At 66.7% G+C, this 12266-nt stretch carries 11 protein-coding genes and 1 pseudogene; 5 read left to right on the top strand and 7 right to left on the bottom strand.

Going from position 1 to position 12266, the window contains the following annotated elements; genetic code table 11:
- Positions 1 to 27: 27 nt before the first annotated feature.
- Positions 28 to 300: pseudogene (locus tag C5L14_RS30990) on the top strand (methyltransferase domain-containing protein); the annotation flags it as partial.
- A 43-nt stretch (positions 301 to 343) separates the two neighbouring features.
- The gene (locus C5L14_RS30690; protein WP_245443503.1) at positions 344 to 712 is read left to right on the top strand and encodes a methyltransferase domain-containing protein; all 369 of its coding nucleotides are present in this window, start codon (positions 344 to 346) and stop codon (positions 710 to 712) included.
- Here C5L14_RS30690 and C5L14_RS22390 read toward each other — a convergent pair.
- The 7 genes from C5L14_RS22390 to C5L14_RS22360 all read right to left on the bottom strand — a co-directional run bounded on the left by C5L14_RS22390 (position 700) and on the right by C5L14_RS22360 (position 8493).
- Positions 700 to 1374, bottom strand: a complete 675-nt coding sequence (locus C5L14_RS22390; RefSeq protein WP_181161297.1) for an outer membrane protein — start codon at positions 1372 to 1374, stop codon at positions 700 to 702. The two genes, C5L14_RS30690 and C5L14_RS22390, sit on opposite strands and share 13 nt — an antisense overlap.
- A 100-nt stretch (positions 1375 to 1474) precedes the next feature.
- Positions 1475 to 3409 (bottom strand): caspase family protein, encoded by a 1935-nt coding sequence (locus C5L14_RS22385; RefSeq protein ID WP_105864300.1) that lies wholly within the window; start codon positions 3407 to 3409, stop codon positions 1475 to 1477.
- 356 nt (positions 3410 to 3765) lie between these two features.
- Complete coding sequence (locus C5L14_RS22380; RefSeq protein ID WP_105864299.1) at positions 3766 to 4350, bottom strand: amino acid synthesis family protein; 585 nt, start codon at positions 4348 to 4350, stop codon at positions 3766 to 3768.
- A 26-nt stretch (positions 4351 to 4376) separates the two neighbouring features.
- Entirely contained in the window at positions 4377 to 4961 is a 585-nt protein-coding gene (locus C5L14_RS22375; RefSeq protein WP_105864298.1) for an amino acid synthesis family protein, read from the bottom strand.
- Position 4962: 1 nt separating this feature from the next.
- A complete protein-coding gene (locus C5L14_RS22370; protein WP_105864297.1) occupies positions 4963 to 5841 on the bottom strand; it encodes a UPF0280 family protein in 879 nt (292 codons plus the stop codon).
- Positions 5838 to 7253, bottom strand: a complete 1416-nt coding sequence (locus C5L14_RS22365) for a 6-hydroxynicotinate reductase (protein ID WP_428832649.1) — start codon at positions 7251 to 7253, stop codon at positions 5838 to 5840. The genes C5L14_RS22370 and C5L14_RS22365 overlap by 4 nt, the downstream gene beginning before the upstream one ends.
- 169 nt (positions 7254 to 7422) lie before the next feature.
- Entirely contained in the window at positions 7423 to 8493 is a 1071-nt protein-coding gene (locus tag C5L14_RS22360) for a LacI family DNA-binding transcriptional regulator (RefSeq protein ID WP_105864295.1), read from the bottom strand.
- Positions 8494 to 8603: 110 nt separating this feature from the next.
- On the opposite strand from C5L14_RS22360, the gene C5L14_RS22355 reads away from it, so the two are divergent.
- From C5L14_RS22355 to C5L14_RS22345, 3 genes are all read left to right on the top strand, one after another.
- Positions 8604 to 9422, top strand: a complete 819-nt coding sequence (locus C5L14_RS22355; RefSeq protein ID WP_105864294.1) for an ABC transporter substrate-binding protein — start codon at positions 8604 to 8606, stop codon at positions 9420 to 9422.
- A gap of 117 nt (positions 9423 to 9539) precedes the next feature.
- Positions 9540 to 11075, top strand: a complete 1536-nt coding sequence (locus tag C5L14_RS30860) for an amino acid ABC transporter permease/ATP-binding protein (RefSeq protein ID WP_105864293.1) — start codon at positions 9540 to 9542, stop codon at positions 11073 to 11075.
- A gap of 48 nt (positions 11076 to 11123) precedes the next feature.
- Complete coding sequence (locus C5L14_RS22345; protein ID WP_105864292.1) at positions 11124 to 12257, top strand: NAD(P)/FAD-dependent oxidoreductase; 1134 nt, start codon at positions 11124 to 11126, stop codon at positions 12255 to 12257.
- Positions 12258 to 12266 lie beyond the last annotated feature (9 nt).

Below are 12266 nucleotides of genomic sequence, written 5' to 3'. Positions count from 1 at the left end.
TAGCGGGCGGTCGAGCTTCGGATAACCATGCAAGACTACGAGAAGCGATATCGGGAACTGCGGTCCGCCGGCCTGCCGGGCTGGGCCGGAGACTGTCACGCCGGCAACCGGCAGAAGCTCGTTTGCGTGTTGGACGACCTCCATCGGTCCGGCCTCCTGCCGCCGCCGCCCTGCCCTGCCCTGGAACTCGGCTGCGGCAATGCCGCCATGGCGGCATTGCTCCTGGCCGAGCGCGGCTACCGGGTGCAGGGTATCGATATTTCGCCGGCGGCCATCGACTGGGCCCATGAAACCTTCAAGACCGCCGGGCTTGCCGGCCGGTTCATCCAGGGCGATGCGCGCCATGTCCGATTTCGGCACGGCGTCCTTCGCCCTGGTCTTCGATGGCGCCTGCCTGCATTGCCTGATCGGCGCCGACCGCAGCCTTTGCCTGGCCGAGGTTCGCCGCATTCTGCAGCCCGGCGGCATCTTCATCGCCAGCACCATGTGCGGCCCGCCGCGTTCGCCCGAAGCACGCGCCCGCTATGACGCGGACCGCCAATGCCTCCTCGACGGCGGCGTTCCCACACGCACACTCAGGCCCTTGCCCGCCCTTCTGGCGGAACTGGGCGAGGCCGGCTTCGACATCGTCGATCACCGTGTCGGCCGCAACCGCTGGTGGGATCACGCCACGATCGTCACCCGCCTCGCATCCTTTCCTCAGAATTTGTAGCTCACGCCGAGCAGCGCCATGGTCTCGCGGAAACGGACCTTGCCCGGATTGGCCGCCCGGATCCGCCATTTGCCGAAATCGCTGTAGCGCACCTCGCCTCGCACCGACCAGTTCTCGTTGAGGGCATATTCGAGACCGGCGCCGACGGTCCAGCCAGTCCGGGTGGTGCTGGCCGAATAGGCGCCGAGGCCGGGGGCGTTGACGTCGTATTTCTGGTTGGCGAAGGCGACGCCGGCGGTCAGATAAGGCAGGAAGCGGTCGAAGGCATAGCCGACCCGCCCGCGGATCGAGCCCTGCCAGTCGCTCTTGAAGCGGACGCTGTAGGGGACGGCGCCTGCGACGCTATGATGCGTCTTCGACAGGAAGGTATAGTCGATGTCGCCTTCCAGGCCGATCACCAGATTGTTCTCGAACTGGTAGTTGTAGCCGGCATGCAGGCCGCCGATGAAACCGGTGCTGTTGAAATTCTGACGATAGCCGCCGGTGTCAGCACTGATCTTGGCATTGCCGAAGACGGCCCCGGCATGGGCACCGACATAGAAGCCGGTCCAGCTATAGGGCACGACCGGCGCGACCGGCTCGGCGGTGGTGTAGCCGAGGTCGGCGGCCAGGACCGGGGAGGCGCTCGCCAGGAGGGCGGCTAGGGCAAGACGCAGACGCATGGGACAGTTCCTGTTGGGGATTGACTGTCCCGTTGATGGCATAACCTGCGATTCCTGCCTGTATCGTCAGAAACAGGGCCCTATCCGCCGGCGGAGAGGCTTATTTCGCCAGCACGAAGGCTTGCAGTGCCGCCAGCGTGTCGGCTCCGTAGCTGCCGTCCGGCGCGCGATCGAGCAGGCCGGCCTTGGCCAGCCGCTGTTCGACGGCCTTTTTCAGCTGCGGCGTGAGCGAGGTCGCGGCCTTGTCGATCAGGAGGCCTCGAGCCACCGGCGAGCCGCCCCGCAACGCTTCCAGGCCGTAATCGGCCGCCTTGCCGGGATCGCGCTTGATGCCGCCTGCGCCCGCCATCAGGAAAGGTATCAGGCTGGCCTTGGCATTGAGGTTGCCGATCGCCGCGGCTCTCTCGAAGAAGTCCACGGCCCTGCCGAAATCGCGCGGCCCGCCGATGCCGTTGGCCGCCATGTTCCCGAGCATGACGTTGCCATCCCCATCGCCCAGTTCGGCGGCGCGCTGGAACAGCTTGCGGGCCGTGGCGAAATCCTTCACCGCGCCGGTCTGGCCGAGCAGCACATAGCCGACCCGCAGCATGGTCTGGGTGTGCTCGGTCTCGACCAGCTTGTCGATCCATTGCCGAGCCTCGGCGGCATTCTTGGGCACGCCCGTGCCCTGCAGATAGAGCACGGCCAGGAAGCCCATCGCCTGCGGGTCGCCGGTGTCGGCGGCCTTCCGGTACCATTGCGCCGCCTGCACGGCATCGCGCGGACGGCCGGTACCGTTCTCGAACTCGATGGCGATATTTCGCATCGCCGAGATATTGCCGGCCGCGGCGGCCTGGTCGAACAGGGCCACGGCGCGCGGCAGATCGACCGGCCCGCCCTCCCCCGTCTCCAGCATCAGCGCCAGGTCCGACATCGCGGAGACCGAGCCCGCGGCGGCAGCCTTGGTCAGCAGGTCCCGCGCTTCGGCATCGCTGCCGGCGACATCGAGCGCCCGCGCCAGCTGAAACTGTATCCGCCGATCCTCGGGAGCGGCCGCCAGTGCCGCCCGGCAGGCCTCGACGGCCAGTCGGGGCTGGATACGGTTGAACTCGACACCGGGCACGCCAGAGGGGCGATCCATGTCCTGCGGCGAGGCCGCCATCTTGTCGCACCCCTCCACCGCGGCGCGGGCAGCGGCGTCCAGCGGCGCCGGCATCGGCGTCTGCAGCGCGGGTGTGGGCGCTAGAGATGGCGCCGGGGTGGCGGCCGCCGCCCCGCCCGAGAAATAGAAATCACCGAGCAGCGAGAAGGTCACCTCGGGCAGCTGGCGCTCATTGGTGGCCTTGTAGACATTGGCGGCGACCCGGCGGAACAGAGCGCCGATCTCGACGCCCGGCTTGCCGACCTCCCCCAGGAATGCCGCGGCAAATGGGCTGTTGCGACCGCCGCCATCGGCGGCGACGGCACCGGGCTGGGTGGAATAGGCGATCACGCTGCCGGCCGTCTGCTGGATGCGGGCGAGGCCGCGGCTGATGCCGATCGAGCGGGTCGGGCTGGCCTTGGACAAAAGCTGCTGGGCGAGCGGATTGTCGCGGCAGGCATCGAGCATGACGATGCGCACACCATTGGCGCGCTGCAGGTCGGACAGGATGTCATCGACCCGCGCCATCTCGTAATTGACGTCGCCGACCCCGGTCAGCTTGGCGTCGACGGGCATCAGATAGTTCGAGCCCTGGAACTGGAAGCCGTGGCCGCCATAGTAGAACAGCGCCGCATCGGCGCCCTCGGCCTCGTTGGCGAAGCGCCTGAAGGCATCGTCCATGCCGCGCTTGTCGAGGTCGTAGCCTTCGACCACCGTGAAACCGACCGCCTTCAGGGCCTGGGCGACGTCGGCGGCATCGTTGCGGGGATTGGGCAGCGGCACCGTATTGCGATAGGCCGAATTGCCGATCACCAGGGCGACGCGCCTGTCCGCCAGAGCCGGCGCCGACAGGGCCGTGCAGCAGACCAAGGCAAGCGCGAGACCGGCGAGCACGGGCCGAAGAGAAAACCGCATCGTCGAAGTTCCCTGTCACTGCTTGCGCCGGACCGTCAACCGAAGGCGGGTCATCGGCAATGCCCCAGGGAACAGATCGGGCAAAGCGGCGTCAAGGCCATCGTGCAGGCTTGGGAAACACCGCAACTGGGACCGCGGACGTCCCGTCCATAGGCGCTAACTTTGCAGAGAATGGGCAGGATTGGAGTGTCGATCTTCAGATCGACATTCTTGCAAATGAAACATTTGCAGAAAAATGTCACGGAAGGAAGATGTCGATCTGAAGATCGACACTCCGCCTTTCGAGCGTTCAGCCTGCAAAGTTAGCGCCTATGGACGGGACGTCCGCGGTCTCAGCCGTGTCCCTTGCCGATCCCTCAGCGCAAACCGTCCTCGCCCTTGATCTCGGCCTTGGTCAGGCCGCCGACACGCGGCAGGGGACGTCCGCTGTCGGTGACGACGATGGCGACCAGGATCTCATCGGCGCGCGGCGCGTCGGGCACGCGCACTTCCATGGCATCGAAATGGCTGCGCACATAGGCGGCATCCTTGTGGCCGAGCGGCACGTCGATCACGCCGCCGAGGGCGCAACGCTTCTTGGCGGACGGGATCAGGGCCGCACCCTTGCCGAGCACCTTGCGCACCGGCGTGCCCATCCTGGGATGCAGAATGGCGGCGGCATGTTCGAGTTCGCCATTCTCGCCCACGGCCGCGGCTTTGCCATAGCTCTCGGCATCAGGCCCGTCGATGCCGAGGGCCTCGACCGCGCGCTGCGTGAGCAAGGCCCCGAGCTCCTCGCCGATCTCCATCAGCGGCGCGAGATCCTCGACATAGCGCCCGGCGAAGGGATTGGCGATCACCGCGATCGCCGCCGCCCGCCGGGTCGGCGGGTCGATGGGGCGGTCCATCTCGCGCCTGGTTTCCTCGACGAAGGTGACGAGCTTGCGGATGCTGGCGGGCATGGCAGTTCCTCTCGAATTCGATTGGCCTATCGCAGCCCGTCCAGGCCCTTGACGTCCTTGGCCGCGAGGCCGCCGACGCGGGCATGGATGCGCGCGCCCGTGGTCATCACCAGGACCAGCAGGAGCTCGTCCGCCTTGGGCCCATCGGCAAGGCCCACTTCCATGGCGTCGAAATGGCTGCGCACATAGGAGGCGTTGATATGGGTGACGGGCACGTCGAGCCTGGTACCGGGGCCGCCGAGCTTCTTGGCCGACGGCACGATCGCCTTGGCGTCCCCGAGGATCTCGCGCATGGCGTAGCCGCCGGGCACATGCCAGAGCGCGCCATGCTCGAGCTCGCCCGCGGCGCCGACGATGGCGCCCTTGCCATAACCCTCGACATCCGCGGCCTTGCCGCCGAGCGCCGCCAGCAGGGCGCCGGCCATGTCCACGCCGAGCGGCTTGAGCTCCTCCATGAAGGAGGCGATCTCCTCGACATAGCGGCCTGCAAAAGGATTGTGGATCACGCTCAGAATGGCGCCGCGCTTCAGCGGCACGGTGCTGACAGGGCCGCCTTCATGGAAAATCTCTTCGACGATGACGGCGCGCTTGCGCAGAACGATCTCGGGCATGTCAGGCGGCTTTCGGTTGCAGCAAAGTGTTGGCAGTCGACACCAGCGCGGTGACGCCGGCAAGGTGGAGGGCGGCGGCGCGGATCAGCCCGCCATCGAGAAGGCTGCGTGCCCGGGCTTCCCCCGCCCGCAGGGCCATGGCGATGTCCTCGTCCGCGAGAGGCCCGACGGCACGCGTCACCGGGCGCTCGCCGAGATCGCTGTCGGGCTGCAGGGCGGAAGCCGGAACACGCCTGATGGCGGGATGGCCGGGGATGTCGACGGCATTGGCGATGATGGTGGCTGCCGCATCCGCCGCCGCGGCATCCGCGGCCAGCACGGTGACGGCATCGGCGATACCGAGCGAAAAGCTGCGCCCGCGCCAGCCGGAGGTGGCGATGCCGCCGATCCCCTCGCCTGCCCTGATATGGCTGCGGGCGAACATATCAGGCCTGTCGGGGCGGTCGACCAGGCCGATGGCGTAGTCCTCGCCCTCGGCCAGATGCAGGGCAATGTCGCCGCCATTGTTGACGAAGGCGCGGCGAAGCGGCGCCGCTGCGCGCATCGCAGCCAGAATCTCGTCCGCCACGGCGCCGGCTACCGCAGCCATCGGCGTGATGAAATGGCTGCCGGCATGGGGCGCGACCGCGTCCTGCATGCGCCGTGCGACCACGCCCCGTGCGGGAACGCAGGCTGCCGTTTGGGGCGCCCGCAGCATCGGGAGTTCCGCACACAGCGTCTCGAGCAGTCCGTCGAAATGCTGGATCGCCGCGCCATAGGCCGCCTGCACGGCCTTGGCCTCGGCCCCGGCCTGCGCCTCGATGATGAGGTCGATGGGCCCATGCTGCAGGTGCAGGCGCCTGCCATCAGCGAGAAACGCCGCCTGCGGCCCGGCCCTCATCCGTGCGATCTCCGGGCCGCATGGGGCGCAAAAGGCCAGGGATTGTCTGCGCGTTGGGCGAGATCGACCCCTTCGCGCAGGCTGGAGAGCGGCCTGACATGGCCCATATGGCCGCCCATCGCCGCGTAATCGTCGAGCCGCAGGGTAAATTCGATCGGCGCCACCAGAGCCGGCGTCGGCACATAGCCGAAGGCATTGTCCGGCAGACGGGTGACGTCGACCATGAAGGTGATGCCGCCGCCGGGCCAGACATAGACCGGCGCGCCGCCGCAGGTGACATAGGTCAGGGCATCCTTGACCGAGCGCGTCAGCCGCACCGGATTTTCGGTGACACCAGCCCGCAGCGACCCGCCGGCGCCGCCGATGAACAGCACGGTGGCGAGCGCCGGCTCGCAGTTCTCGGCGATGCGCTCCACAGACTCGACCAAAGACGCAGGCAGATCCCGCTGCACCGGTTGCAGCGCCTCGTCGAGCTCGTAATAGCCGTGGTGCTCACCGGTGGTGCTCACCATCAACAGGCGCAGGCCCGGCCAGGCCGTCTTGGGGTCGAACGGGCCGAGAATGGAGAGCGGATCGTCGATATTGGTGCCGCCCCAGCCAGTGCCCGGCGCGGCCACCTGGAAATAGCGCCCGGGGGTGGAGCGCCGCCCCTTGAGCTTGATACCGGTATCGGGGATGTCGAGCAGCTTGCCGGCCTGGTGCTCGGACAGCACGCCGGTGATGTGGTCGTCCACCACCACCACCTCGTCGGCCTTGCCGAGCCATTGCCGCGCGAAGATGCCGATGGTGGCCGAGCCGCAGCCCACCCGCATGCGTTGCTCGAGCTGCCCGTTGACGACCGGCGCCTTGCCGGCTTCGATCACCAGTGTGGCGCCGCCATCCACGGTCATCTCGACCGGCTTGCGGTTGCACAGATCGAGCAAGGCGTCACAGGTGACGCGGCCCTCCTTCTTCGAGCCGCCGGTGAGGTGGTGGACGCCGCCCAGCGACAGCATCTGCGAGCCATATTCACCGGTGGTGACGTGGCCGACCGCCTCCCCGTTCACCCGCACCGTGCTCTGCTCGGGGCCGACGAAGCGATCGGTGTCGATCTTCACCTTGACGCCGCAATAGGAGAAGATGCCCTCGGTCACCACTGTGACCATGTCGACGCCGTCGACCTCGGACGAGACGATGAAGGGGGCCGGCTTGTAGTCGGGATAGGTGGTGCCCGCGCCGATGGCGGTGACGAATTTCTCCGGGTTCGGCACCAGGGAACCATCCCACCCCTTGGGGCCGCCAAAGGGCACGAGGTCGCCGCCCTCGGACACCGTACGCTCCAGGAGGATATGCGGATCGACCCTGACCAGCGTGCCGTTGTCGTTGGCATAGCGATCGCAGGCTCCCGCCATGCCCGGCTTGATGTAGCACATTACGGGGCAGGCATCGCAGCGGATCTTGCCGTCAGCCGAAACCACAGGAGCCGGCGCCTCGAACTCGCTATGGGCAGAAAACTCACTGTAGGACGGCATGGAGCGAGCCCCCGAAGGCGGGTCAAAATCGTTTGTATACTAACGATATTCGGCCTGGCGTTCCCTTTTGTCAAGGCCGGGGCGGCGCCACCGATTCACGCCGGATCAGGATCGTGTCGAGGAGTTGCCTGCGTGGTGGCGCTTTATCGCCCATGATGCGGGCCGCCAGCATCCGGGCCGCGGCGGCCCCGAGTTCGTAAGAGGGCTGGGACACCACGCTCACCAACGGGGAGACCGCGCTCGTCCAATCGGCATCGTCGAAGCTCACCAACGACAGGTCGCCGGGGATGTGAAGCCCCAGGGTGCGGGCGGCCCTGAACACTTCGAGTGCGATCTTGCTGTCGGATGCCAGCAGGGCGGTGGGACGGCCGGGAGCCCGCAACAGGTCCAGAAGTATCGCCTGCGAGCGGACCGTGGTGGCCGCGTCCAGGCGTATCTGCCGCTCCGTCTCGGCCAGGCCCGCGCTATCCGATGCTTCCAGGAAGCCGGCGATGCGGTTGAGCACGGTCGTCAGGGGAATCTGGTCGGGGCCGCTATAATGCGCATCGGCTGCAGCCGTGGCGCTGATGTAGGCGAGCCGGCGATGCCCCGCTGCGAGCAGCAATTGCGTCGCCTCCCGCGCCGCCTTGTGGTCGTCGACGAGCGCCACGTCCACCGGCAGCCCCGGCACGTCCCGGTCGAGCAGCACCAGGGGACAACCGCGGGCGAGGACATCCTGCAGATGGCTGCCGTCATGGCGGGTGGCTGGCGCAACGATCAGCCCATCGACCCGCTTGGAGAGAAAGACTTCGGTGGAGGCTTTTTCCGCGGCGAGCGTCTCACCGGAATTGGAGAGGATGACATCGAAGCCCGCCTGGGCCGCAACATCGCTGATTCCGCGCACGGCCAGCCCAAAAAAGGGGTTCTCGATGTCGCCGACGATCACGCCGATCGTGCCCGAACGACCGGTCGCCATGGTGCGTGCGAGTTCGTTCGGCCGATAGTCGAGCCGCCGCGCGGCCTCCAGGATCCGTTCCTTCAGATCCGGGCGCACAGCGCCGTAGCCACCCAACGCCCGGGCCGCCGTTGCCTTCGATACCTGGGCTGATCGCGCCACATCGGCAACGGTCACGGGTCGGCGGGTGGGATTTTGCTTGTCCATGCCCGCCACTATCGCTTTTGCCGGAGCCGCGTCAATGCGAAGTTTTGATTTGAAGAGACCGGTCTCCAGTGCTAAGAGACCGGTCTCAATAAAAAATCCAGGGGAAAGAAATGAAGAATCCCAATCGGCGTGACGTGATGGCCGCCACCGCGCTCGGCGCGCTGGCATGGCTGGCGGGCGGCAGCGGACCCGCCGCGGCAAGCAGCAATCCCTACAATCTCATCGATGCCGGTATGATCAGCGTCGGCAGCATGGGGGATGCCAAGCCCTATACCTTCACGGATGCCAATGGCGAATTCAGCGGCTTCGACATCGAACTGTTCCGTGACGTCGCGCGCAGGCTGGGCTTCGACAAGGACCATGTGACATTCACCGGGCAGGATTTCTCGGCCCTCCTGCCCTCGGTCGCCAATGGCCGCTTCGACGTGGCCGTCGCAGCGATCGGCACCACCGAGGCGCGCAAGAAAACCGTCGACTTTTCCGATGGCTACCTGGCCGGCTACCTGACGGTGCTGACCTCGCAGGCGGGAATCAAGAGCGCCGACGATCTCGCCGGCAAGCGCGTGGGCGCCGTGCAGGGCACGCTGCAGGAAACCTACGCGAAGACCCACTTCACCAAATCGGACATCGTCAACTTTCCGGACAACAACTCGGCCATCTCCGCCCTCAACAGCGGCACGGTCGATGCCCATTTCCTCGATTACGAAGCGGCCAAGCAATATGGAGAGCGCTTCAAGGACCTGAAGCTGGCGATCAACATCCCCTCCTTCGATGCTCCGGCCGGTTTCGTCGTCAAGAAGGGAAACGACGCCCTTCGCCAGGCCCTCAACAAGGCACTGCATGAGGCCATGCAGGATGGCACCTGGAAAACGCTCTACGCCAAATGGTTCCCGGGATCGCCGATGCCCGAGCAATATCTGCCCAAGTAACGTCTGCTCGAGTGAGACGCGGCATGTGGCGCGGTCGTCCCCGTCGGGGAGAGGCCGCGTCGAGCCTGCGCTCGCCTCGATCGCAAAAGGCTTCAGTTTGCCACGAAAGACCATCCAATGAGCTGGTTCGATATCCTCCAGCGGAGTTTCTTCGATTGGGACTCCATGGCGGAAGTACTGCCCAACATGCTGATGGTGGGCTTGAAGAACACCCTGATCCTGGCCGTCGCCTCGACATTGCTGGGCATCGTGATCGGCATGGTGCTGGCCGTGATGGGCATCTCCCGCGCTGCCTGGATCCGCCTGCCCGCCCGCATCTACACCGATGTCTTCCGCGGCCTGCCGGCCATCGTCACCATCCTGCTGATCGGCCAGGGCTTTGCCGGCATAGGCCGTCAGATCTTCGGTCCCTCGCCCTATCCGCTCGGCATCCTGGCGCTGAGCCTGATCGCCGGCGCCTATATCGGTGAAATCTTCCGGGCGGGCATCCAAAGCGTTGAGCGCGGCCAGCTCGAAGCCTGCCGCGCCCTCGGCATGACCTATCCCAAAGGCATGCGCCTCATCGTGATTCCCCAGGGCGTACGCCGCGTGCTGCCGGCTCTGGTCAACCAGTTCATCGGCAACATCAAGGATTCGAGCCTGGTCTACTTTCTCGGATTGCTGGCATCCGAGCGGGAACTGTTCCGCGTGGGCCAAGACCAGGCGGTGGTGTCGGGCAATCTCTCGCCCCTGATGCTGGCCGGCATCTTCTACCTCGTCATCACCGTGCCGCTGACGCATGTCGTCAACGCGATCGACGGGCGCCTGCGCACCGGTCGCAGGGTCAGCACGGTCACCAGCGGTCTGGAGGAGGTGCGCGAGCTTGACGAGACGGCCGCCGGCAACCCTTCGGACGAGGGGAAGGAAGCCGGTCTGCCGATGGCGATCCGGGGCGCTCGCCTCGATATCGTCGGCCTCGACATGGCCTATGGCGATTTCAAGGTCCTGAGAGGAGTGAGCCTGCAGGCCGAAGCCGGCACGATCACCTGCGTGATCGGTCCCTCGGGGTCCGGCAAGTCGACGTTGCTGCGCTGCCTCAACCGCCTGGCCGAGCCCGTCTCGGGCGATATTCGCCTGGACGGGCAGAGCGTGCTGGGCATGAAGCCGGACCTGCTCCGTCGCCGTGTCGGCATGGTATTCCAGCAGTTCAATCTGTTTCCCGACCATACGGCGATCGGCAATGTCGAACTCGCCCTGCGCGAGGTTCAGGGGCTGTCGACGGCCGAATCCCGCCGTATCGCCGAGGAACGCCTCGCCGAAGTGGGCCTGGCAACCCGGATGAACCATCGGCCGATCGACCTGTCGGGCGGACAGCAGCAGCGCGTGGCGATCGCCAGGGCGCTGGCCCTCAAGCCTGAACTGATGCTGTTCGACGAAGTCACCAGTGCCCTCGACCCGGAGCTGGTGAAAGGCGTACTCAATCTCATGGCGCGGCTCGGCAAGAGCGGCATGACCATGGTCGTGGTCACGCATGAGATGAATTTCGCCCGCCGGGTCGCCGACCAGGTGGTGTTCATGGACGAGGGGCGGGTCGTCGAGGCCGGTTCCCCGGATGCCATCTTCGACAATCCCCAAAGCCCCCGCCTGCAGCGCTTCCTGTCGGAAATGCTGTGACGGCCACGGCCCTCGCCCCAATCCATTCCTGCCCTGAAAGCCCGAGCCATGACTGCAGTATCGTCCACATCCCGCGCCATCGTCGTCGGCGGCGGCATCTTCGGCGTCTCGACCGCCACCCATCTCGTCCGCCTCGGCATCGCCACCACCCTGGTGACCGAGAGCCGGCCGGCCAGCGGCGCCTCGGGGCGGTCTCTGGCCTGGCTCAATTCGTCACGGCGACGCTCGGCGGCCTATCACCAATTGCGCATGATCGGCATCGATCGCTACCGCACCCTGGCGGCACGCCATCCCGAGGCGGCCTGGCTGCGTTTCGACGGCGGCCTGACCTGGGATGCCGACGATGCGACCAACGAGATCCGCTCCGTCTTCTCACACGAGCGGGCCCTGGGATATGACGCCCTCCTCCTTTCCCCCGAAGAGGTTGCCGAGGTGACACCCGGCGTCGATCAGCGGGCGATCACGCCCCAGGGTGCGATCTTCAATCCGGGCGAAGGCTGGGTCGACCTGCCGTCGGTGATCGAGGTGATGCTGGCTGAATTCATCGAAAAAGGCGGCACCCTGGTCACCGATGCGGGCAAGGCCAGCGTAAGGCTCACGGCCGGACGCGCCAGCGGTGTGTCGACCGCCGACGGGCGCCTGTTCGAGGCCGATGCGGTCCTGGTCGCGACCGGCGCCGACGTTCCCGCTTTCGTCGCCAGAGAAGGGCGGTTCATCGCCGACGCCACCCCGATCGCACTCCTCGTCCGCACCAAGCCGGTCGCAACCAGGCTACGCGCCGTGCTGAACACACCGCGCGTCGCGGTTCGCCCCACGCCGGGCGGCGCGCTCGTGCTCGACTCCGCCTGGTCGGAGGAAGAAATCCTGGTAGGCGACGACGGCAGTTTCGAAATCCGGCAATCCACCATTCGCGGCCTTCTGGAAGAAGCCTCCCGAGTGCTGGAGGGCAACCCGACGCTGGAACTCGACGGCTACGGCGCCGGTCCCAAGCCCATTCCGGGCGACGGCGATCCGGTCTTCGGGGCCATCGAGGGCATTCCCGGCTACCACGTCGCCTTCAGCCACAGCGGCGCGACGCTCGGGCTCATCGCGGGAGAGCTCCTGGCCGGCGAGATCGCCGATGGCTCCCCTCACCCCCTGCTCGCCCCCTTCCGCGCCCAGCGCTTCGCCAAGGCGGCCTGACGCGCATCG

The sequence above is a fragment of the Labrys okinawensis genome, assembly GCF_002982075.1.
Classification (GTDB): domain Bacteria; phylum Pseudomonadota; class Alphaproteobacteria; order Rhizobiales; family Labraceae; genus Labrys; species Labrys okinawensis_A.
This window is presented reverse-complemented; position numbering and strand designations above follow the sequence as displayed.